Here is a 22096-nt window from a genome sequence, read left to right as displayed (position 1 = left end):
GGCCTTTTGTCCAGCCCCTTGTCCAGCCCTTTGTCCGGCCGCCCGGGCGCCCTGCCGGGCCTCGCGGGCGTCGTATCGCGCCCCGTGGAGGCCGGGCCCGCAGGCTCTCCGGCCTGCCGGGGAGCGCCGGAGCCGGTCGGGCCCGGCGTTCCCGGCGCACGGCCGGGACGGCCGGTGCCGCCGGACCGGCGGCCGGACCCTCCCGCCCCGTCGCGGGGATCGCCGCGCCCCGGTACGGGATTCCGTCCGCCGGTCTCACTCACCGGCCCGTGCCCGGCACTCGTTCCCGTCCGGCGGTCGCCTCGCCGTCACCGGCGCCCCTGTCCGCGGAGGCGGAACCGGCGACGTTCCCGTCCGCCGCCCTGTCCGCCGGGCCGCCGGGGATGATGACGCGCGCGGTGTTCCAGTCGTCCTGCTGGCCCTGGAGCTCGTTGTTGCGCGCGAGAACGCCGGGCATGTCCTGCCGCATGTTCTCGCTCTTCTTGCTCTCCCTGACGGCGCGCAGCTCACTGATGTCCTTGCCCAGCTGCCCGACCCGGTAGGAGTCCTGGGCGAGCACGGCGCTCAGCAGCAGCAGGCTGACCAGGCCGCCGCAGAGCAGGCCGACCACGAGCAGCACGAAGGGCGCCCTCGGCGCCCGCGAGCGACGGGCGGCGGGCGTCGGCTGGCCGGCCTGACCCGGCTGACCGGCCTGGACCGGCGTGGCCTGGGCGGCGACGGGACCGGCCGCGGCCGGTATCGGCCGGCGTCCGCGCGGTGTCGCCCGGGGGACGCGCGCGGGACGGGTGCCGCGGCCGGGCGCGGTGCGCCGGACCTCTGTCTCACTCCTCGTCAACTGCCTCACGGATCCTCTCTGCCGCCCGGCACCGGGCGGAGGCCGCCCGCGGGTTGCGGGCCACCTCCTCTTCACTCGGGAGCTCGGCACCCCTCGTCAGGAGCGCGAACCGCGGCTGGTGGGCCGGCAGGGGGACGGGGAGCCCGGGGGGGCCGGTGTCCTTGGTCCGCGCGGTGATGACCTGCTTGGTGAGCCGGTCCTCGAGGGAGTGGTAGGCGAGCACGACGACGCGCCCGCCCAGCGTCAGGGCGTCGAGCGCGGCGGGGAGCGCGCGTTCCAGCGCCGTCAACTCCGCGTTCACCTCGATTCGCAACGCCTGGAAAGTCCTTTTGGCGGGGTTGCCCCCGGTCCTGCGGGTCGCGGCGGGGATCGCCGTCCGGACGATCTCCGCAAGCCGCTTGGTAGACGTTATGGCCTCTCTGGCCCTTTCCTTGAGGATTAGGTTCGCGACACGCGGGGCGAATCGTTCTTCTCCGTAATCCCGCAGGATCCGGATGAGGGCGGGAGCGGAGTAGGTGTTGACCACGACCGCGGCGGTGAGCTCCTGGTCGCCGTCCATCCGCATGTCCAGGGGCGCGTCGTAGGAGTAGGCGAACCCGCGCTCGGCCTCGTCGAGCTGCGGGGAGGAGACCCCCAGGTCGAACAGGGCGGCGTCGACGCGGGGCCGGCCCGCGTCCGCCAGCACCTCGGCCAGCTCGTCGGAGACCGCGCGCACCAGCGTGACGCGGTCGGCGTAGGGGGCGAGCCGGGCGGTGGAGCGTTCTATCGCGACGGGATCGCGGTCGATCCCGATCAGGTGGAGCGCGGGGTGCGCGGCGAGCAGCGCCTCGGCGTGGCCGCCGAGGCCGAGGTTGGCGTCGACGAGCACGGGCGCCGGCCGGGCCAGCGCGGGGGCCAGCAGTTCCAGCACCCGGTCGAGCATGACGGGGACATGACCGGACGACGCCCGAGGGTCGTTCTGCAGATCATGGCCGCGTGACTGAAGATCATGGCTGTCGTTCTCGGCGCGCATGAAGCGCCAACCCCCTCTTTCCCGCCCCGTCCGCGGACGTGCGGCGGGCCCTCACCGGTCTGTCGAAACCGGCCCCTACCCTCGGGGCCGTCCGGCCAGGTCCCCATCCGCACCCGCGTGCCGGCCCGTCACCTGACACCGGGGAAGGTGCATCAGCTGACGGACAGGGTGGTTGCGGGTGGAGACCTCGCCGAACGACGTTTTCACCGATGAGTCGACCGTGGAGTCACAGAATCCCTGGCAGCACCTCCTCCGACAGATCGGCAAAAGCCTGCTCTTGGTCGGCCAGATAGGCGCTCCAGGCATCCTCGGCCCAGATCTCCAGCCGGGTGTTGGCCCCGATGACCACGCAGTCGCGGCGCAGGCTGGCGTACTCGCGCAGAGCCTGCGGGACGGTGATCCGGCCCTGCTTGTCGGCGACCTCGTCGGACGCGCTGGCGAACAGGACGCGGCTGTAGTCACGGACCGCCTTGGCGGTCACCGGCGCGGTGCGCAGAGCCTCGGTTATGCGCTGGAACTCCTCTACGGGAAAGACGTAGAGGCAGCGCTCCTGGCCTTTGGTGATCACCAGACCCTCCGCCAGCTCCTCACGGTACTTCGCCGGCAGGAACAGCCGTCCCTTGTCATCGAGACGCGGGTGGTGGGTGCCGAGGAACATCGGCTTCACCTCCCGTGCCCAGCGGAGCGCCAGGCATCGCAGCCCTGCCCTCCACTGCGCACCACCATACTCCACTTCTCTCCACCGTCAACTGATTCCACGCCTCTTCGCGGCGGGTTTCACCGACATTTCCGCAGTTCAAATGGGGTGGGGTGGAGTGGAGGGGGTTGACCGCCCCGCATATGCCCTGCGCGCGTCGTAAAGACCGTCCAATACCGCAAAGATCATGAAATGCTCATGGAACACACGAGCGTCGGCGACGTCCCGGACCTGCCCGCGCCCGTCACGGAACCGGAACATCATCGGCACATGATCACGAAGCCCATTGGACACACTGTGGCAATTCACCCGGAATCATCCCTGATGACCAGATAAAGTCGCCGCCGGTCCGCGCGGCGCCGTAGTGTCGGTAAGCAGAATGAGCAAGGGGATCGCAAAGATCCCGCGACAGAACCCCCCGGCGCGCAACCGCCGCACCTTCATGGAGGCCTGGGTGGCAGTAACCCATGACGTCTCACCGCAGCTCGAAGATCTCGTCGTCACCGCGCACCGGATCCGTGAGTCGATCGAATCGGTGATCGAGGGCAAGAGCGACGCGGTTCGCCTGACCCTGACCGTACTGCTCGCCGAGGGCCACCTTCTCATCGAGGACGTGCCCGGAGTCGGCAAGACGATGCTCGCCAAGGCGCTGGCGCGATCCATCGACTGCCCCGTCCGCCGCGTGCAGTTCACCCCGGACCTGCTCCCCAGCGACATCACGGGGGTGAGCGCCTACAACCAGCAGACCATGGAGTTCGAGTTCAAGCCCGGCCCGGTCTTCGCCAACATCGTGGTGGGCGACGAGATCAACCGGGCCTCGCCGAAGACCCAGTCCGCGCTGCTGGAGTGCATGGAGGAGCACCAGGTCACCGTGGACGGGGAGACCTACCTGCTGGACTCGCCCTTCATGGTGATCGCGACGCAGAACCCCATCGAGATGGAGGGCACCTACCCCCTCCCCGAGGCCCAGCGCGACCGCTTCACCGCCCGGATCGCGATGGGCTACCCCGCCCCGTCGGCGGAGCTGGAGATGCTCGACGTGCACGGCGCCGCCTCCCCGCTGGACAAGCTGGAGCCGGTCGCCACCACCGAGCAGGTCAAGGCCCTGATCGACGCGGTGCGCGCCGTCTACGTCTCCCAGTCGATCAAGATGTACGCGATCGACCTGGTGACCGCCACCCGCCAGTCCCCCGACCTGAGGCTCGGCGCCTCCCCGCGCGCGACCCTGCAGCTGGTGCGGGCCGCGCGGGCGCACGCGGCGCTGGCCGGTCGCGACTACGTCATCCCCGACGACCTGCAGGAGTTGTGCGTCCCGGTGCTGGCGCACCGGTTGCTGCCCAGCGTCGAGGCCCAGGGACAGCGCCGCCCCCCCGAGCAGGTGATCGCCGACCTGGTGCGCCGGGTCCCGGTTCCCGAGGCCCAGCCGCGGTGACCTCCGGCCTCAAGGCGCTCACCGCCCGCGGCCGGTCCTTCCTGGCGTCCGGCGCCGCGGCCCTGCTGTGCGCCTTCGTCCTCGGCGAGCACGACCTGCTCAGGATCGGCGTGCTGGTCGTGGCGCTGCCGCTGCTCGCGGCCATGGTGGTCGCCAGGACCCGCTACCGGCTGAGCTGCGCGCGGCGCCTGGACCCGCCGCGGGCCGAGGTGGGCAGCGAGGCCACCGTGACACTGCGCCTGGAGAACGTCACCCGGCTGCCGACCGGCCTGCTGATGATCGAGGACACCGTCCCCTACGCCCTGGGCGCCCGGCCCAGGTTCGTCCTCGACCGGGTGGAGGCCCGGGGCGTACGGGAGATCGACTACCGGGTCCGCTCCGACCTGCGCGGCCGCTTCACCATCGGGCCGCTGGCCATCAGGATCAGCGACCCGTTCGGCCTGGTCGAGCTGACCAGGTCGTTCACCATCAGCGACACCCTGGTGGTGACGCCGCAGGTGGTGGCCCTGCCGCACGTGCGGCTGGCCGGCGAGTGGAGCGGCGGGGGCGACAGCCGTACCCGGAGCGTGGCCGCGGCCGGGGACGACGACGTCGCCCCCCGCGAGTACCGCCAGGGCGACGACCTGAGGCGGGTCCACTGGCGTTCCACCGCCAGGCGCGGCGAGCTGATGGTGCGGCGCGAGGAGCAGCAGTGGCAGAGCCGGGGAGCGCTGCTGCTGGACACCCGGCGTTACGCCCACCGCGGCGAGGGCCCGCGCTCGTCGTTCGAGACGGCGGTCTCGGTCGCGGCCTCCATCGGCGTGCACCTCGCCCACGAGGGGCTGGGCCTGCGGCTGGTCACCGACCAGGGGGCCGAGCACCTCACCGACGGCGGGCTGAGCCGGTCGCTGCTGGACACCCTGGCCGTGGTGCGGTCCGGCACCGCCCGGTCGCTGGAGTTCGGCGTCGGCGCGCTGCGCCAGGGCGGCGGCGACGGCCTGATCGTGGCCGTGCTCGGCTATCTGGACCTGGAGCAGGCCCGGGAGCTGTCCCGGGCCAGGCACGGCAACGTGACCGGCGTGGCCGTGATGCTGGACGTGGCCGGATGGGAGCAGCCCGAACTCGGCGAGAACGAGGAGTTCCAGGCCGCGCGGTCGATCCTCGTCGGTACGGGCTGGCGCGTCCTGCGCCTGCCCGCCGGCGTCTCCGTCGCGAGCATCTGGCAGGAGGCCGCGCGGGGCGGCAGGTTCGCAGCGAGCAGAGGTGACATATGAGACTTCCCATCGCCTCGGGGCTGGCGACGGGGGCGGTCGCGATCGCCCTCTACCCCCTGTTCCAGGGGGGCGACTGGTTCTGGGCGAGCCTGGGGGCCATCCTGACGGTGGCCGGGATCGGCACGGCCGCCGGGTACTACGCGCTTCCCGGCTGGCTGGTGCCGCCGGTGCAGGTGCTGGGGCTGTGGGTCTACCTGACGGCCGCCTTCACCGCCGACGAGGCGTGGGGCAGACTGGTACCGACCACGGACTCGATGCTGAGGCTGGCCGAGCTGCTGACCACGGGCTTCGCCGACATCCAGCGGTTCGCGGCCCCCGTGCCCGACAGCACCGGCATCGTCCTGCTCACCTGCGGCGGCGTCGGCGTGATCGCGATCACCGTGGACCTGCTGGCCGCGCGGCTGCACAGGGCCGCGCTCGCCGGGCTGCCGCTGCTGGCGCTGTTCACCGTCCCGGCGGCGGTGATCGCCGAGCCGATCGGCTGGCCGGCGTTCATCTCCGGGGCGGCGGGATACCTGGGGCTGCTCGTGGCCGACGGCCGGGAGCGGGTCAGCCACTGGGGCCGGGCGGTGCTGGTGCGCCGGATGTCGGCCACGGCGACCGCGCGGCCGGCCGCCTCCGACACCGGGCCGCTGCGGCTGTCCGGCAAGCGCATCGGGTTCACCGCGGTCGCGCTGGCCGTCCTGCTGCCGGCGCTGCTGCCCACCCTGGAGCCCGACCCGTTCTTCTCGTTCGGCGTGGGCAACGGCAGGGGCGGCGGCAACTCGGTCAGCATCCCCAACCCCATCGTCAACCTGCGCGGCCAGCTCTCGCTGCCGGAGAACACCACGGTGCTGACCTACCGGGCCAGCGACGGCAACTCGCGCTACCTGCGGATGTACTCGCTCGACGTCTTCGACGGCGAGCAGTGGACGATGTCGGAGCCCAAGGGACGTCCCGAGGACCGCACGTCCGAGGCGCCCATGCCGCCCCCTCCCGGCCAGAGCCCGAGCCTGGAGGTCACCTCGGCCACGCTCGACGTCACCGTGAGCGACCAGGTCAGGAGGCTGAGCTTCCTGCCGCTGCCGTATCCGGCCACCCGGGTCACGGCCGAGGGCGACTGGCGGCCGGACCGCGACACGCTCATGGTCTTCTCCACCCGTGACACCGCCGAGGGCCTGACGTACCGGGTGGTCACCGGTGAGCCCAGGACCGCGGTCGAGCGGCTCAGGGCGGCGGGGCCGCCGTCCGAGGCGATCGCCGAGCGCTACCTGGCGCTCCCGGAGAACCTGCCCGGCGAGATCAGGCAGCTCGCCACCCGGGTGACCGAGCGCGGCGCCGGCGCGTACGAGCAGGCGATCCAGCTCCAGAGGTTCTTCACCGACGACGGCGGGTTCACCTACGACCTGTCGACCCAGGGGCACGACGGGCCGGCGCTGACCAACTTCCTGATCCGCAACCGGACGGGGTACTGCGAGCAGTTCGCCGCCTCCATGGCGGTGCTGGCGCGCGTCCTGGGCATCCCGTCCCGGGTGGCCATCGGCTACACCGGCGGCGGGAACGCCTCCGGGGCGTGGCAGGTGGGCACCCACGACTCGCACGCCTGGCCCGAGCTGTACTTCGAGGGCACCGGGTGGCTCCGTTTCGAGCCGACCCCGGCGGGCGGGGCGGGGCAGGGCAGCGCCACGGTGCCGGACTACACCCGGCAGCAGGCGGCTCCGGCCGCCAGCAGCGAGCCGAGCGCGGCCCCTTCGGCGACCTCCAGCGGCCCCGAGGCGTCGGGCGGGGCCTCGGCCAACCGCCGTGACCGGACGCTCGACCGCGACCTCGGCGGCGTGGTGACGCCCCTGGACGAGGGCGTGCCGATCGCCGGGAAGATCGGCATCGGGATCGCCGTGGCACTGCTGGTCGCGCTGATCCCCGCCCTGATCCGCTGGCAGCTGCGGGCCCGGCGCAGCAGGCTCTACTCCCGGCCGGCCCCCTCGGCCGGGGACGGGGACCATGGGGCGGGTCCCGGGGACCGGCCCGGCGGCGGGGCTCCCGAAAGGGGCCTGCCGAGCGAGAACGCGGCGGCCGGCGCCACGGCGGGCACGGCGGGCACGGCGGGCACGGCGGGCACGGCGGGCACGGCCGTGAAGGAGAGGGTCACGACGGGCGGGGCCCGCAGGGAGCCCGCGGTGGTGGCTGCCTGGGCCGAGCTCGACGACGCCCTGTGCGACTACGGGATGTCGCGGGAGCCGAGCGAGAGCCCTCGCTCACTGGCCAGGCGGCTGGCCCGGCAGTACGCGTTCGACCCGGAGGCCGCCGCCGCCCTGGCGAGGATCGCCGCCGCGGTGGAGCGGATGCTCTACGCCCGCAGCGGCGGGGAGATCGGCACGCTCCGCGAGGACCTGCCGAGGGTGCGGCGGGCCCTGGCGGCCACGGTGAGCCGTGGCCGGCGGATCAGGGCGGTGCTGCTGCCCCCCTCGACGCTCCTGCGGATGCGGGCGCTGGGCGGGCGGGTGCTGGACGGCTTCGACCTGCTGGAGAACATCCGGCTGCGCAGGCCGGCCAGGAAGGGCGTCTGAGCCCCGGCCCTCCGGCTCCACGGGTGTCCGGCCGCTTCCCCTCAGGGGGGAGCGGCCGGACGCTTTTCCACGGGCGGTGAACCCGGCGGAGCCGGGAGACGGGCGGGGCGGGGCGGGGCGGGGAACCAGGCACCCGGGAGATGGCCGGGCACACGGAGGCGAGCCAAGCGGGGACGGGCCGGGCGCGCGGGAGAAGGGCGCCGCGGAGGAGGGACCGGCCGGGCACGCAGGAGAAGGGACGGGCCGGGCGCGCGGGAGAAGGGCGCCGCGGAGGAGGGACCGGCCGGGCACGCGGAAGGGAACGTCACGGGCGGGGGCAGGCGGAACCTGACCGCATGCCGAAGGGGGATGTCGCCGGGGAGGGACCGCCACCGTGGGCGGCGGGTCCCGGCGGTCTAGCGCTCGTCGTGACGACGGCGCCAGCGTTCCTCCATGCGTTCCATGAAGCTCTGACGGGCGCCGGACCTGCGCCCGCCCGTCTTGCCGGGCGGCTGATCGGTCGGAGCGGCCGGACCGGCCTCACCGAACCCGTTCATCCGCTTCCAGCTCGACAGGCCCCACAGACAGGCCGCGAGCATCACCACGAAGCCGCCGACGCCGAGCGGGATGCCGAGCAGGACGTTGTTGATCACGACGCCGACCATCAGCAGGACGATGCCCAGGATGAAGCCGATACCGGCCTTCACCAGACGACGCCTGTAGTGGCTGCGTGGATCACTGATCCTGACGGTATTGGCCCACTTCGGGTCCTCGGCGTAGAGGGCCTGCTCGATCTGGTCGAGCAGGCGCTGCTCGTGCTCAGAGAGCGGCACGGCGCCTCCCAAGGACAGCCCCAGGACGGGGTAGACGGTGACGGACGACACGGGGTGTCCGAACCTCGCGGTCGGTTATCCCCAGAATACGAGGCTGTAGACGTAGACGAAAGAAAACGTCCAACGTAGTCCAAACCGGAGGCGACGTCATGGTTCCATTCCATCAAACGGCGGGCGGACAAGGGAGGCCGGGAGCACCGCGTTCCGGCCGAATCTTCGGGTCGCCCGGTCCATCGCCAGCTCGGCCTCCCGCCAGCCGGTCTCGCGCTCGCCGAGACCCATCTGCCGGGTCGCGCCCTCGGCCGGGCCGAGGTTCTCCACCCGCACGCCGACCAGCCGCAGCGGGACGTCCTCCAGGCCGGAGGCGGTGTAGAGATCGCAGGCGACGTCGTACACGATCTTGGCGACGTCGGTGGGGTCGTGCAGGCTGCGGGAGCGCGACAGGGTGGTGAAGTCGGCCCGGCGCAGTTTGACGCTGATCGTACGGCCCACGACCCCGGACCGCCGGAGCCGGGCGGCGACCCGCTCCGACAGCCGCAGCAGCTCCCGGCGGATCAGCGCCGGGTCGCCGATGTCGGTGGCGAACGTCTCCTCGGCGCCGATGCTCTTGTCCGGCGTGTGCGGGGTGACGGGGCGCTCGTCGCGCCCCCAGGCGAGCTCGGCCAGGTGCGTGCCCGCCGCCTGCCCCAGCTCGCGCCGCAGGGTGTCCGTCGGGACCGCGGCCAGGTCGCCGACGGTCGCGATGCCGAGCCGGGCCAGGGACTGCTCGGTGCGCTCCCCCACGCCCCACAGCGCCGCCACCGGCAGCGGGTGCAGGAAGTCGACCACCTTGCCGGCGGGCACCACGAACAGGCCGTCGGGCTTGGCGTGCCGCGAGGCGAGCTTGGCCACGAACTTGTTGGAGGCCACCCCGACCGAGCAGGTGACGCCCTGCTCGCGCACGACCCGCTCGCGGATCATCGCGGCGATCTCCACCGGGCGGCCCAGCCGCTTGCGGGCCCCGGAGACGTCCAGGAACGCCTCGTCGGACGCGATGGGCTCTACCTCGGGGGTGAAACTCCGGAAGATCTCCATGACCTCCCGGGAGACCTCGGCGTAGGTGTCGCGGCTGGGCGGGAGGATCACCGCCTGGGGGCAGAGCCGCCGGGCCCGGGTCATGGGCATGGCCGAGTGCACCCCGAACTCCCTGGCCTCGTAGGTGGCGCTGAGCACCACCCCGCGGCCCGCCGACAGGCCGACGATGACGGGCCTGCCGCGAAGCTCGGGACGTGTCCGCAGCTCGACGCCGGCGTAGAAGGCGTCCATGTCGACGTGCAGGATCGGGCAGCCCGCGTCGTCCGAGCCCAGGTCCGGACCCGGGCGCGGCATCTGCTGCTTTCTCGACACGACGTCATTCTACGGGAACACGCGTTCGACGCGGCGTTCACCGCTGTCCGAGGACGTGCAGCTGGGTCGCGATGTCGCGGAGCACGGGGTGTGCCGCCGCCGCCTGCTCCAGCGCCACCAGGGCGCGGGCGGCTCCGGGCTCGCCGTCCAGCAGCCTGCTGGGCACCAGATCGGCGAAGATCCGCACGCCGTGGACCTCGCCGGGGACGAAGCCGGTCCCGGCCAGGAGCCGCTCCAGGCTCTCCCGGGTGAAGCGCCGGGGGGTGGGGTCCTTCTCGCCCCAGCGCCCGTCGGGATCGGCGAGCACCTCGCGGGCCTCGTCGAAACGGCCCGCGATGGAACGGTGCAGGGCGGCGGCCAGGGGGTTGGCGGCGAGCACGCTGATCACGCCGCCGGGACGCAGCAGCCCGGCCATGGCCGTCACCGCGCCGGCCGGGTCGTCCACGTACTCCAGCACGCTGTGGCAGAGCACCAGGTCGGCGCCGGCGGCCGGGAGCAGCTCTCCCAGGTCCGCGGCGTCGCCCTGCAGGGCGCGCACGCTCACCCCGGCCTCCGCGGCCCTGCGCTCCAGGGCGGCGAGCGAGTCGGGGCTGGGGTCGACGACCGTCACGGCGTGGCCCAGCTCGGCCAGGGGGACGGCGAAACCGCCCGTGCCTCCCCCGGCGTCGACGATGTCCAGTCGTTCACGGCCCGTCGCGGCCGCCCGCTCGGCCAGCACGGCGCTCAGGGCGTCCCATACGACCGCGGTGCGGACCGCCGGGGTACCCGTCTGCCGTGAGATGCCTACGGCGTGCAACTTCAGATCGCCTCCTCCTACGGTGACGAGTCCAGCCTACGCCGCGTACCGCCCGGTGCGGGGCGGGGAGCCGGGGTGAACGGCTCCCCGCGGGGCACGGCTAGAGCACCAAGGAGGGCTTGAGCTGCTTGAAGCGGGCCATCAGGCCGTTGACGAACTGCGGCGACTCGTCGGTCGACAGCTCCGACGCCAGGCTGACCCACTCGCTGATCACGACGCCCTCGGGGACGTCGGGCATCCACAGCAGCTCGTAGGTGCCGCCGCGCAGCAGGTTGCGGTCGACCGCGGGCATGCGGTCCAGCGTCCAGCCCTCGGCGTAGGCGGTGATCAGCTCGTCGATGCGCGACCGGTGCCGGCAGACGCCCTCGACGATCGTGGTGGTGTACTCGTTCACGGGCGGCTCGGCCCGCTCCAGGCGCTCGGCCAGGACGTTCCTGGGGTCCTCGCTCCGCGCCTCGGCCTCGAAGAGGATGTCCAGCGCGCGCCTGCGCGCCTTGCCCCGTGCCGACATCAGGCGCGGCCGAGATAATCGCCGGTGCGGGTGTCGACCTTGACCTTCTCGCCGGTGGTGATGAACAGCGGCACCTTGATCTCGGCGCCGGTCTCCAGCGTCGCGGGCTTGGTGCCGCCGGTGGAGCGGTCGCCCTGGAGGCCGGGCTCGGTCTCGGAGACGATCAGCTCGACGGCCGCGGGCAGGTCGACGTAGAGGACGTTGCCCTCGTTGATCGCCACGGTGGCGAGCATGTTCTCCAGGAGGTAGTTGGCCGAGTCGCCGACCGCCACCCGCGAGACGTGCATCATGTCGTAGGTCTCGGTGTCCATGAAGACGAAGTCGTCGCCGTCCATGTAGGAGAACTGCATCTCGCGCTTGTCGACGTTGGCCACCTCGACCTTCACGCCCGCGTTGAAGGTCTTGTCGACGACCTTGCCCGACATCACGTTCTTGAGCTTGGTGCGGACGAACGCGCCGCCCTTGCCGGGCTTGACGTGCTGGAACTCCACGACAGCCCAGAGCTCACCGCTGTCGAGCTTGAGCACGAGGCCGTTCTTGAGGTCGTTCGTCGTCGCCACTAGTCTCTCCTGCGTACGGCCGCTCTTAAAGGACGAGCAGCTCTTTGGTCGTCCGTGTGAGAAGTTCCGGCCCGCCGTCGCGCGCCACGAGAGTGTCCTCGATGCGCACGCCGCCCCTGCCGGGCAGGTACACCCCGGGCTCGACGGTGATCGGAACTCGATCCTCTAGTCTAGCGTGCCCGTGGTCGCGCTCCGGCTTTCGCGGAGACAGGAACGGCACCTCGTGGATCTCCAGCCCGACGCCGTGGCCGAGGCCGTGCGTGAAGAACTCCCCGTACCCGGCCCCGGTGATCAGGTCGCGGGCGGCGGCGTCCACCTCGTGCGGGGCGGTGCCGGTGCGTAGCGCCTCGACGCCGGCGGCCTGGGCGGCCCGGACGAGGTCGTACAGCTCGCGCTGCCAGCCGGAGGGCTCGCCGATCGCCACGGTCCTGGTCATGTCGGCGTGGTAGCCGCGGTAGCGGGCCCCGAAGTCCATGGTGACCAGGTCGCCGCGCTCCAGCGGGCGGTCCGAGGGGGCGTGGTGCGGGATCGCGCCGTTGGGCCCGCTCGCCACGATCGCCTCGAACGCCGGGGCCTCCGCGCCGAGGCCGGCCATGTGCCGCTCCAGCGCCCTGGCGATCTCCCTCTCGGTCGCCCCCGGGCGCAGTGCGGGCAGCACGGCCTCGAAGGCCCGGTCGGTGATCTCGCACGCGGTGCGCAGGAGGGCGATCTCGTCCTCGTCCTTGACGGTGCGCACCGACTCCACGGCCTCCGACAGGCGGGGCGGGTCGCCGCCCAGCCGGACGTAGGCGGCGACGGACAGATGCTCGGCCTCGATGCCGATACGGCCGCTCCCACCGCTCCCACCGGTCCGGCCGCTCCCGCCGGTCCCGCCCTCCGCGGCGAGCAGGGCGCCGGCGACGTCGCGTTCCTCGATCACCTCGATGTCGTCGCAGACGCTCCGGGCCGCGCCGATGTAGCGCGAGTCGGTCGCCAGGGTGGCGGTGGCGTCGCCCCGGACCAGGACGGCGGCGTTGGAGCTGGCCAGGCCGGTCAGGTAGTACACGTTCACGGCGTGGGTGACCAGGATCGCGTCCGCCTCGTGAGCGGGGAGCAGGGCGGCGAGGTTCTCGCGGCGCCGGGCGTGAAGGGCGGTCATGGTAGGCATGCTATTGACCGCTATGCCCGATGTCGCCTTCGCAACCGCCGCCCTGCCCGGCGTGCTCGCACGGCCCGGTGGCGCGGACGCCGCCCGGGTCGCGCGCCACCGGCCCGGGGGATCAGGCGGCCAGTTCCCTGACGCGCTCGATCAGCCGGACGCGCTCCTCGTGGGTGCGCGCCAGCGGGCTGACGTTGACGGTGGTGACGCCCGCCTCGCGCATGGCCTGCAGCCGCTCGCGGACGTGGCCCTCGGAGCCGATCAGGGCGGTCCTGTGCAGCAGCTCGTCCGGTACGAGCGCGGCGGCCTCGTCCTTCCTGCCGTCGAGGTAGAGGTTCTGGATCTGCTCGGCCTCCTTCTCGTAGCCGTACCGGCGGGCCAGGTCGTTGTAGAAGTTCCTGCCCTTGGCGCCCATCCCGCCGATGTAGAGGGCGGCCATCGGGCGGCCCAGCTCCAGCCAGTCCGAGACGTCGTCGCCGATGGCCAGCGGCGCCTGGGCGATCACGTCCAGCTCGCCCAGCGACGGGTCGCGCCTGGCCTTGCCCGCGGCCAGCGCGGCCCCCCACACGTCGGCGGCCTTCTCCGGGACGTAGAAGATCGGCTCCCAGCCCTCGGCGAGCTCGGCGGACAGCTCGACGTTCTTGGGGCCGATGGCGGCGACGACGATGGGGATGCGGTCCCTGACCGGGTGGTTGATGAGCTTCAGCGGCTTGCCCAGGCCGGTCCCCCGGTCGGCCGGTAGCGGGACCGTGTAGTGCCTGCCGTCGTAGGTCAGGCGCTCGCGCCGCCACACCTGGCGGCAGATCTCGATGACCTCGCGGGTACGGCCGAGCGGGGCGGTGTAGGGGACGCCGTGGAAGCCCTCGATGACCTGCGGCCCCGAGGCGCCCAGGCCGAGGGTGAACCGGCCGTCGGAGACGTAGTCCATGCCCGCCGCGGTCATGGCCAGCAGGGCCGGGGTGCGGGAGTAGATCGGCAGGATGCCGGAGGCGATCTGCAGCCTCTCGGTCTTGGCGGCGATGTACCCCATCTGACTGACCGCGTCGAAGCTGTAGGCCTCGGCGACGAAGACGATGTCGAGTCCCGCGCTCTCGTAGTCGGCCAGCGCGGCCACCGTCTCCTTGAACCCTCCGGAGTAGTTCAGGGCCATACCGATACGCATGGTGAGATCGTCCTTCCGCAGCCCGGCGAAACCGAATGTTGTTCCGTTGTCTCGGCAACAAAGGTTATCGACTCACCGCCCGCGCACCAAGCCCCCCGCCACCGTCGCCGGGCCGGTAGCCTACGCATTCCCGGGGTAGGGAGCCCAGGCACGACCCGGTAGAACCCAACAGAACCCGGTGGAACCGGGCTGTATCAGCAGGACTCGGTAGGACCCGGCAGGTCCCGGACGGGACCTGGCGGAAACGGACGAGGAGCGGTGTGCTGAGGCGATCGATCATCGTGGCGTCGGGGACGCTGGCCCTGACGCTCGGGGGGCACCGGCTCCTGCCGGAGCTGGGCGGGTTCACCCCCGTGCTGGAGAGCCTGCTGCCCTGGCTCGGCGCGGCCGTCCCCGTCCTGCTCGTCCTCGCGCTGGCCACCCGGTCCTGGCAGGTGATCTTCACGGCGCTGCTCCCCGCGACCGTGTGGGCGGTGATGTTCGGCCCGGCGATGCTCCGCACCCCGCCCGGCGGTCCCAGCGACCTGTCGGTCGCCACGCTCAACGTGGGCGCCACCAACGGCGACTCGGCCGACGCCGTACGGTCCGTCTCCGAGGGGCGCGACCTGGTCGCGGTGCAGGAGCTGACCCCGGGCGGCCCGGCGGCGGAGGTCCTCAACGACCGGTTCCCGCACCGCTACCGGATCGCCACGGTCGGCCTGTGGAGCCGCTTCCCGATCGCCGAGGCGCGCAAGGCCGACATCGGCCTGGACTGGGCGCGGGCGCTGCGCGCGGTGGTCGTCACCCCCAGGGGCAGGGTCACCGTCTACGTCATGCACCTGGCCTCGGCCCGGCCCGGCCAGACGGACCTGCGCGACGAGACGCTGACCTACGCGCGCCGGATGATCGACAAGGACGAGAGCCCGCACCTGCTGCTGCTCGGCGACCTCAACACCGCCACCACCGACCGCAAGCGGAGCGGCCTGGTGCCGCCGCTCTCGGACGCCCAGCAGGAGGCCGGCGCGGGGTTCGGTTTCACCTGGCCCGCCGCCTTCCCGGTCACCCGCCCCGACCACATCCTCTACCGGGGGATGACCGCGACCACCGCGAGCGTCGAGCCCGCCGCGGGCAGCGACCACCGCGCCGCCGTCGCCTCACTGCGCCTGGCCGCCTGACCGCCTCACGAGGGGCGGGCGCGCAGGGCGTCCAGGTCGTCCGGGGTGTCGATGTCGGCGGGGTCGGCCACGTCGTCGCAGGGCACCGCGACGACCAGCCCGGCGTGGGCCCTCAGGAAGGGGCGGGCGCCGGTGTCGCCGGTCGCGAGCCGGGCGACCTCCGCGAAGTGCTCCCTGGCGATCAGCACCGGGTTGCGCCGCTCCCCCGCGTAGGTGGCGACGGCGACCGAGGCGCCCCTCCCGGCGGCGCGGACGAGCCGCCGCACCGCCCGCGGCCCGACGAACGGCTGGTCCACCAGGGCGATCACCACGTGCGCCGCCTCGGCGGGGACCGCCTCCAGGCCCGCCCGCAGCGACGACCCCATCCCGGAGCTCCAGCGCGGGTTGTGAACGACGACCGCCCCCGCCACCGGCGTGCCGGCGGCCCCGAGCACCACGACCACGGTGCGGCAGCCGCCCTCGCGCAGCATCCTGACCCCTCGGTCCACCAGCCGCTCCCCGTGGAAGTCCACCAGCGCCTTCGGCGTGCCGAGCCGTGAACCGGACCCGGCGGCCAGCAGCAGGCCCGCACTCACCCGCTCCCCGGGCTCCCCCGGCGCGCTCACATCTCCGGACCCCCGCCTCCCGGACCCCCGCCTCCCGGGCTCCCGCTCCCCGATCTCCCCCGGCGTGCTCACGTTCCCTGGCCGTCCCCGTGGATCCGGCCGGAGCCGTCGGTGAGCGGGCGGCCGGAACCGCCCCAGCGCAGCTGGATCAGCTCCGCGGCGATGGAGATCGCGGTCTCCTCGGGCGTACGCGCGCCGAGGTCCAGTCCGATCGGCGAGCGGAGCCTGGCGAGCTCGGTCTCGCTCAGGCCCGCCAGCGCGAGCCGGGCCAGCCGGTCCTCGTGCGTGCGGCGCGAGCCCATCGCGCCGACGTAGCCCGCCGGGGTGCGCAGGGCCACCTCCAGCAGGGGGACGTCGAACTTCGGGTCGTGGGTCAGCACGCAGATCGCGGTCCGCTCGTCCACCGCCGCCGTGGTGAGGTAGTCGTGCGGCCACTTGACGATCACCTCGTCGGCCTCGGGGAAGCGCTTGGCCGTGGTGAAGACCGGCCGGGCGTCGCAGACGACCACGTGGTACCCCAGGAACTTGCCGACCCTGGCGACCGCGGCGGCGAAGTCGATCGCCCCGAAGACCAGCATCCGGGGCGGCGGCGCGAAGGACTGGACGAAGACCGCCAGCTCGTCGAGGCGCCGCTGCCCCTGGGCCCCGTACCTGCGCACGCCCGTCAGTCCCTGCGCCAGCATGCCCCGCGCGTCGTCGTCCACCGCGGCGTCCAGCCGGGCCACGCCCAGCGACCCCTCCGAGCGGTCCGGCCAGATCACCCGGCGGGCGCCCGCCGCGCCCGGCCCGGACAGGACGGTCGCCACCGCCACCGGTTCGTGCCCGAGCACCGACGCGGCGACCGCACCCAGCTCGGGAAAGGTCCGCCTGGAGACCGGCTCGACGAACACGTCCAGGATGCCGCCGCAGGTCAGTCCGACGGAGAAGGCGTCGTCGTCGCTCACCCCGTACCGCTGCAGCACGGGTGTCCCCGAGGAGACCACCTCCTGGGCAAGCTCGTAGACGGCGCCCTCGACGCAGCCGCCCGAGACGCTGCCCTCCGCCTCCTGTCCGAGCACCGCCATGGACGCCCCGGGCGGGCGGGGCGCGCTGCGGAAGGTGTCGACCACGGTGGCCAGGCCGAACGTCTCCCCGGCCTCCCACCAGCTCAGGACCTGCGACAACACGTCACGCACGGGTGCCTCCCAGCAGCGCCGCCAGCTCTTCGAAGGCGGCCAGGCTATGTCCGGCCACGAAGTGGTCGATGTGGGGCAGGGCGGCCCGCATGCCGGCCGTGAGCGGCTCGTAGCCCTCCCGGCCCTTGTGCGGGTTGACCCAGATCACCCGGTGCGCCACGCGGGAGAGGCGGGCCATCTGCGCCCCCAGCAGTTCGGCGCCGCCGCGCTCCCAGCCGTCGGAGGCGATCACCACCGTCGCGCCCGCGGCGTCGCTCCGCGCCAGGAGCAGGCGGAGCTCCTCGCCCAGCCGGGTGCCGCCGCTCCAGTCGGGGACGGCGCGAAAGACGGCGTTCATCGCCGCCGCCGGGTCGCGCCGGCGCAGCTCGGAGGTGAGCCGCGTCAGCCGGGTGCCCGCGCTGAACACCTCGGTGGCCCGGGGCTCGGACCTGACCAGCGCGTGGGCGAGACGGAGCAGCGTGTCCGCGTACGGGGTCATGGAACCGCTGACGTCGACCACCAGCACGACCCGGCGGGGCCTGGTCCGGTGCTCGCGGTGGCGGAGCCCGGGCGTCTCGCCGCCCCTGCGGAGGGTCTCGCGGACCGTCGCCCTGCCGTCGAGACGCCCCCGGCGCGAGGGCCTGAAGCGCCGGGACGCGCGCCGTTCCCGGCCCGCCCGGAGCAGGGCGAGCAGGCGGTGCGCCTCGGCCAGCTCCGCCCGGGTCATCGCGGCCACGTCCCGGGTGCGCAGCACCTCCGTCGTGCTCGCGGTCGCCGCCAGGGCCGGGGGCTCACCGGCGTCCCCGGGCTCGGGGGCGGCTCCGGGCCGCGCCAGGGTGTGCCGGGTGACGGTGACCGCCGGCGGCTTCGCGCGGCCCGCCCGCCACCCGCCGAAGTAGGCGCCGAAGACCCGGTCGTAGCGGGGCAGGTCGTCGGCCGAGGCGCACAGGGTGAGGCGGCCCGCCCAGTAGACGTCGCCGGGGCGCGAGGCGTCCAGGTGCGACAGGGCGCGGAGCAGGCCCTGGGTGCGTTCGTGGTCGGCGGGCACCCCGGCGGCCCGCAGGGTCCTGGCGAAACCGGTCATGACCCGCACCAGGTCCGTCTCCGAGAGGTCTCCGGCGAGGCCGTCAGCGGCGGGGCACACCGGGGAATCCGTTCCCGAGCACCGTCTCGTGGTCCTCGCGGTGTTTGAGCAGGGCGCCCAGGGAGGCGGCGGCCAGGCCGGGGTCGAGCTCGCGCGCGCCGAGGGCCATCAGGGCCTCCGTCCAGTCGAGGGTCTCGGCGATCCCCGGCGGCTTGATCAGGTCGGCCTCCCGCAGCCGCCCGGTCGCCGCGGCCACCTGCTCGGCCAGGGTCCGCGAGCACTCCGGGAGTCTCCTGCGCAGGATCGCGACCTCCCGTTCGAAGGAGGGGTGCTCCAGCCAGTGGTAGAGGCAGCGCCGCTTGAGGGCGTCGTGCACCTCGCGGGTGCGGTTGGAGGTGAGCACGACCACCGGGGGCCGGGCGGCGCGGATCGTGCCCAGTTCCGGGACGGAGATCGCGAAATCCGAGAGCACCTCCAGCAGGATCGCCTCGAACTCCACGTCGGCACGGTCGACCTCGTCGATGAGCAGTACCGCGGGCTGCGTCTCGATGGCCTTCAGCAGCGGCCTGGCGATCAGGAACCGCCGGTCGTAGACCTCTCCCTCCAGCCGGGCGGCGTCGGTCGCCCCGCCCGCCTCGGCCGCCTTGAGGTGCAGGAGCTGCCGGGCGAAGTCCCAGTCGTAGAGCGCCTGGGAGGCGTCGAGGCCCTCGTAGCACTGCAGGCGGATCAGCGGGGCCCCGAGCAGCGTCGCCAGGGTCCTGGCCAGCTCGGTCTTGCCGACGCCCGCCTCGCCTTCGAGCAGCAGCGGGCGGCCCATCCGCAGCGCCAGGAAGGCCGCCGTGGCGAGCCCCTCGTCCGCCAGGTACGCCTGCTCCGCGAGCAGCTCCGCCAGTCTCGAGGGCGATTCCACATCGGATGCCTCGATCGTCCTCACCACCCCCTCAGGCTACGCCCGCCCGCCGCGTCCCGGCCCGCCCCGACGGCGAACGGTCCGGACAGGGAGAGCGGGAGGGGCAGGGAGAGCGGGAGGGACCGGAGGGCCGGGACGCCGGGCGGGAGCCACGGACCGGGGCGAACGACAGAAAGCGCCGGGCCGCGCACCGGGCCGGGATCAGGTGGACCAGGAGCCGGGCCGGGATCGGGTCGACCGGGGATGGCGGCCGGAGGCCGGACGATCGTGGAAGCGGGGGCGCTCCGGGCGTACTACCGGTCCCGCCGAAGAAGTATTGTCGCCCTCTGTGAAGAACCTGCTCGACCAGATCAACACCCCGTCCAGGGTCGTCGTGCTGGCGTTCCTGGCCGCGGTCCTCACCGGGGCGGGGCTGCTCGCGCTGCCGATCGCGGTCGAGGACGGGGCGAGGGCCTCGTTGACGTCGGCGCTGTTCACCGCCACCTCGGCGGTGTGCGTGACCGGGCTCGCCGTGCACGACACCGCGGCGCACTGGTCGATGTTCGGCGAGGTCGTGCTGATGGTGCTGATGCAGATCGGCGGCTTCGGGATCATGACGCTCTCCTCGATCCTCGCGGTGATCGTCTCCGGCAAGCTCGGCCTGCGCGCCCGGCTCAACACCCAGGCCGAGACCAAGACCCTGGGACCGGGCGACGTGCGCCAGGTGATCGTGGGGGTCGCCAAGGTCACGCTGATCGCCGAGGTGCTGACCGCCACCGTGCTCGCCGCCCGCTTCGTGATCGGGTACGGGGAGCCGGTCGGCCGCGCCGTGTACTACGGGATCTTCCACGCCGTCTCGACGTTCACCAACGCCGGGTTCGCGCTCTGGCCGGACAGCATGATGCGATTCGTCCAGGACCCGTGGATCTGTATCCCGCTGACGCTGTCGGTGATCGCCGGCGGTCTCGGCTTCCCCGTCTACGCGGTGCTGCGGAACAACTGGCGCCGCCCGGCGCGCTGGACGCTGCACGCCAAGATCACGCTGGGGATGACCGCCCTCCTGCTGTTCGGCGGCACGCTGGCCATCACCGCCACCGAGTGGAACAACCCCGAGACGATGGGCGGCCTCCCCCCGGCCCTGCGGGTCATGGCCGGGTTCTTCCACAGCGTGATGACCCGGAGCGGCGGGCTGAACTCGGTGGACACCTCGCAGATGAACGAGAGCTCCTGGCTGATCAGCGACGTGCTGATGTTCATCGGCGCGGGCAGCGCCAGCACCGGGGGTGGCATCAAGGTGACCACGTTCGCGCTCCTGGGGTTCGTGATCCTCGCCGAGCTGCGCGGCGAGCCGGACGTCACGGCGGGCCGCCGCCGCATCCCCGAGCAGCTCCAGCGCCAGGCCCTGACGATCGCCCTGCTGAGCGTGGCCTCGGTCACCGTCGGCACCCTCGTCATGATGGCGGTCACACCGTTCAACCTCGACCGCGTACTGTTCGAGGTGGTCTCCGCCTTCGGCACGGTCGGGTTGTCGACGGGGATCACCGCCGACGTGGGCACCGAGGGACACCTGGTCCTGACCGTCCTGATGTTCGTGGGGCGGCTCGGGCCCGTGACACTGGGCGCCGCGCTGGCACTGCGCGTGCAGACCCGTCGGTTCCGATACCCGGAGGAGGGTCCCCTCGTTGGTTGACAAGAGAAACCGCCACGAAGCGGTCGCGGTGATCGGCCTCGGCCGGTTCGGCGGCGCCCTGGCGATGGAGCTGGTGGGGCGGGACGTCGAGGTGCTCGGCGTGGACAACGACCCCAAGAACGTGCAGCACTTCTCGGGCCGCCTGACCCACGTGGTGAGCGCCGACTCCACCGATCCCGACGCCCTCGCCCAGCTCGGCATCGGCGAGTTCGGCAGGGCCGTGGTCGGCATCGGCACCGACATCGAGGCGAGCATCCTGACCACCTCGATCCTGGCCGACCTGGAGGTGACCTCCATCTGGGCCAAGTCGATCAGCCTGCAGCACAGCCGCATCCTGCGGCGGGTCGGCGCGCACCACGTGGTGCAGCCCGAGCACGACATGGGCGAGCGGGTCGCGCACCTGGTCACCGGGCGGATGCTCGACTACGTGGAGATCGACGAGGGATACGCCCTGATCAAGACCATGGCGCCGCGCTGGGCGGACGGCAAGACCCTGGGCGCGCTGGGGATCCGCAGCACGTACGGGGTCACGGTGGTCGGGATCAAAAGGCCCGACGGCAGGTTCACCTACGCCGCCTCCGACACCCTGATCCAGAACGGCGACACCCTGCTCGTGGCGGGTGAGACCGCCAGCGCCGAACGGTTCGCCGAGGAGACCTGAGCCGTGGCGGCTCAGGGGGTCTCCGGCGCCTCCCCGCGCTCCCTGATGAGCGCGGACAGCTCCCGGACCTGGCGGGCGGTGCGCTCCTTCTCCGAGCCCTGCATGCCCATGGCCCCGACCGTGACCCCGTCGGCGAAGTCGATCTTCGCCCACGGCTCGCTCTCGACCAGGCTGACCCCCAGCACCTGTGACCACTCGTAGCGGCGCACCCGCAGCGGGTTGACGACGGTGATCCCCTGCTCGTCGGCCTCCACCCGGCACCGTCCCAGCAGGTGGAGCACCCCGCCGATCATGAGGCCGAGCACGGACATCGCGATCCTGTCGGCCAGGGCGAACGGATCGGGCAGGAAGACCGCCATCAGCACGGCGCCGGCGACGACCACGCCCGCGAAGCCGTAGGCCGCGATCCGCCCGTTCCTCGGCCGCCACACGACGGGCAGCGGGGGCGGGGAGACGCTCTCCGGGCTCACTGTCAGATCACGATCCTTCGACGTACCGGTGCCTTCGCGGAACCGGCGCCCCCGGCAGGCCTGCGCCCCCGGCGGGAGACCGGCGGCCGGGACGGCCGGTCAGGGCGCCGATGGAAACCTACCGCACGGTCCCGCCGCCCCCCTCACACGGCACGGCGGGACCGGCGCCGATCACCCGCGACGGGCGCGAGAGACCGGGAGGCAACGCGGAAGCGGCCGGGACCGGCTCGCGACCGACGCGGCACCGAC

At 73.0% G+C, this 22096-nt stretch carries 21 protein-coding genes; 6 read left to right on the top strand and 15 right to left on the bottom strand.

Annotated elements, in window-relative coordinates; translation table 11 throughout:
• Positions 1–259: 259 nt before the first annotated feature.
• From ACLQ2R_RS24925 to mraZ, 3 genes are all read right to left on the bottom strand, one after another.
• Positions 260–835 (bottom strand): hypothetical protein, encoded by a 576-nt coding sequence (locus tag ACLQ2R_RS24925; RefSeq protein ID WP_425962959.1) that lies wholly within the window; start codon positions 833–835, stop codon positions 260–262.
• Complete coding sequence (rsmH, locus tag ACLQ2R_RS24920; protein WP_425963051.1) at positions 822–1757, bottom strand: 16S rRNA (cytosine(1402)-N(4))-methyltransferase RsmH; 936 nt, start codon at positions 1755–1757, stop codon at positions 822–824. Before rsmH ends, ACLQ2R_RS24925 begins: the two co-directional genes overlap by 14 nt.
• A gap of 316 nt (positions 1758–2073) precedes the next feature.
• Complete coding sequence (gene mraZ, locus ACLQ2R_RS24915) at positions 2074–2505, bottom strand: division/cell wall cluster transcriptional repressor MraZ (RefSeq protein WP_344896758.1); 432 nt, start codon at positions 2503–2505, stop codon at positions 2074–2076.
• A 481-nt stretch (positions 2506–2986) separates the two neighbouring features.
• Between mraZ and ACLQ2R_RS24910 the strand changes: the two genes are divergently transcribed.
• From ACLQ2R_RS24910 to ACLQ2R_RS24900, 3 genes are read left to right on the top strand one after another with little or no spacing between them, the layout of a single operon-like run.
• Entirely contained in the window at positions 2987–3976 is a 990-nt protein-coding gene (locus ACLQ2R_RS24910) for an AAA family ATPase (RefSeq protein ID WP_425963050.1), read from the top strand.
• Positions 3973–5229 carry a DUF58 domain-containing protein gene (locus ACLQ2R_RS24905; RefSeq protein ID WP_425962958.1) on the top strand — a complete coding sequence of 419 codons (1257 nt, stop codon included), beginning with the start codon at positions 3973–3975 and terminating at the stop codon, positions 5227–5229. The genes ACLQ2R_RS24910 and ACLQ2R_RS24905 overlap by 4 nt, the downstream gene beginning before the upstream one ends.
• Positions 5226–7775, top strand: coding sequence for a transglutaminaseTgpA domain-containing protein (locus ACLQ2R_RS24900; RefSeq protein ID WP_425962957.1), 2550 nt, complete (start codon positions 5226–5228; stop codon positions 7773–7775). Before ACLQ2R_RS24905 ends, ACLQ2R_RS24900 begins: the two co-directional genes overlap by 4 nt.
• A gap of 395 nt (positions 7776–8170) precedes the next feature.
• On the opposite strand, the gene ACLQ2R_RS24895 is transcribed toward ACLQ2R_RS24900, so the two are convergent.
• From ACLQ2R_RS24895 to ACLQ2R_RS24865, 7 genes are all read right to left on the bottom strand, one after another.
• On the bottom strand, positions 8171–8587 hold the full coding sequence (locus tag ACLQ2R_RS24895) for a DUF3040 domain-containing protein (protein WP_386233180.1): 417 nt from the start codon (positions 8585–8587) through the stop codon (positions 8171–8173).
• Positions 8588–8734: 147 nt separating this feature from the next.
• Complete coding sequence (locus ACLQ2R_RS24890) at positions 8735–9955, bottom strand: DNA polymerase IV (protein ID WP_425963049.1); 1221 nt, start codon at positions 9953–9955, stop codon at positions 8735–8737.
• 55 nt (positions 9956–10010) lie between these two features.
• Positions 10011–10769 carry a class I SAM-dependent methyltransferase gene (locus tag ACLQ2R_RS24885; protein ID WP_425962956.1) on the bottom strand — a complete coding sequence of 253 codons (759 nt, stop codon included), beginning with the start codon at positions 10767–10769 and terminating at the stop codon, positions 10011–10013.
• A gap of 100 nt (positions 10770–10869) precedes the next feature.
• Positions 10870–11280, bottom strand: a complete 411-nt coding sequence (gene nusB, locus ACLQ2R_RS24880) for a transcription antitermination factor NusB (protein WP_425962955.1) — start codon at positions 11278–11280, stop codon at positions 10870–10872.
• Positions 11280–11840 carry an elongation factor P gene (efp, locus tag ACLQ2R_RS24875; protein ID WP_425962954.1) on the bottom strand — a complete coding sequence of 187 codons (561 nt, stop codon included), beginning with the start codon at positions 11838–11840 and terminating at the stop codon, positions 11280–11282. Before efp ends, nusB begins: the two co-directional genes overlap by 1 nt.
• A gap of 25 nt (positions 11841–11865) precedes the next feature.
• Complete coding sequence (locus ACLQ2R_RS24870) at positions 11866–12978, bottom strand: M24 family metallopeptidase (protein ID WP_425962952.1); 1113 nt, start codon at positions 12976–12978, stop codon at positions 11866–11868.
• Between the two features lie 121 nt (positions 12979–13099).
• The gene (locus ACLQ2R_RS24865; RefSeq protein WP_425962951.1) at positions 13100–14140 is read right to left on the bottom strand and encodes an LLM class F420-dependent oxidoreductase; all 1041 of its coding nucleotides are present in this window, start codon (positions 14138–14140) and stop codon (positions 13100–13102) included.
• A 260-nt stretch (positions 14141–14400) separates the two neighbouring features.
• Here ACLQ2R_RS24865 and ACLQ2R_RS24860 point away from each other — a divergent pair, with 260 nt between their 5' ends.
• Positions 14401–15294 carry an endonuclease/exonuclease/phosphatase family protein gene (locus tag ACLQ2R_RS24860; RefSeq protein ID WP_425962950.1) on the top strand — a complete coding sequence of 298 codons (894 nt, stop codon included), beginning with the start codon at positions 14401–14403 and terminating at the stop codon, positions 15292–15294.
• Between the two features lie 5 nt (positions 15295–15299).
• Here ACLQ2R_RS24860 and ACLQ2R_RS24855 read toward each other — a convergent pair whose 3' ends face one another.
• The 4 genes from ACLQ2R_RS24855 to ACLQ2R_RS24840 form a co-directional block, all read right to left on the bottom strand.
• A complete protein-coding gene (locus ACLQ2R_RS24855; RefSeq protein WP_425962949.1) occupies positions 15300–15899 on the bottom strand; it encodes a nucleotidyltransferase family protein in 600 nt (199 codons plus the stop codon).
• Between the two features lie 68 nt (positions 15900–15967).
• The gene (locus tag ACLQ2R_RS24850; RefSeq protein ID WP_425962948.1) at positions 15968–17074 is read right to left on the bottom strand and encodes an XdhC family protein; all 1107 of its coding nucleotides are present in this window, start codon (positions 17072–17074) and stop codon (positions 15968–15970) included.
• On the bottom strand, positions 17067–18197 hold the full coding sequence (locus tag ACLQ2R_RS24845; protein WP_425962947.1) for a vWA domain-containing protein: 1131 nt from the start codon (positions 18195–18197) through the stop codon (positions 17067–17069). The genes ACLQ2R_RS24850 and ACLQ2R_RS24845 overlap by 8 nt, the downstream gene beginning before the upstream one ends.
• Positions 18181–19047, bottom strand: a complete 867-nt coding sequence (locus ACLQ2R_RS24840; RefSeq protein WP_425962946.1) for an AAA family ATPase — start codon at positions 19045–19047, stop codon at positions 18181–18183. Before ACLQ2R_RS24840 ends, ACLQ2R_RS24845 begins: the two co-directional genes overlap by 17 nt.
• Before the next feature lie 328 nt (positions 19048–19375).
• Here ACLQ2R_RS24840 and ACLQ2R_RS24835 point away from each other — a divergent pair, with 328 nt between their 5' ends.
• Both ACLQ2R_RS24835 and ACLQ2R_RS24830 read left to right on the top strand, forming a co-directional pair.
• Positions 19376–20716 carry a TrkH family potassium uptake protein gene (locus ACLQ2R_RS24835; RefSeq protein ID WP_425962945.1) on the top strand — a complete coding sequence of 447 codons (1341 nt, stop codon included), beginning with the start codon at positions 19376–19378 and terminating at the stop codon, positions 20714–20716.
• Positions 20709–21377, top strand: coding sequence for a potassium channel family protein (locus ACLQ2R_RS24830; protein WP_425962944.1), 669 nt, complete (start codon positions 20709–20711; stop codon positions 21375–21377). The genes ACLQ2R_RS24835 and ACLQ2R_RS24830 overlap by 8 nt, the downstream gene beginning before the upstream one ends.
• Before the next feature lie 11 nt (positions 21378–21388).
• Here the strand turns inward: ACLQ2R_RS24830 and ACLQ2R_RS24825 are convergent, their stop codons facing one another.
• The gene (locus tag ACLQ2R_RS24825; protein WP_425962943.1) at positions 21389–21847 is read right to left on the bottom strand and encodes a PH domain-containing protein; all 459 of its coding nucleotides are present in this window, start codon (positions 21845–21847) and stop codon (positions 21389–21391) included.
• Between the last annotated feature and the right edge of the window lie 249 nt (positions 21848–22096).

The organism is Streptosporangium sp. DT93, assembly GCF_049844535.1.
Lineage (GTDB): Bacteria > Actinomycetota > Actinomycetes > Streptosporangiales > Streptosporangiaceae > Streptosporangium.
The sequence above is the reverse complement of the archived record's forward strand: the minus strand, read 5'-3'. Positions and strand labels throughout refer to the sequence as shown.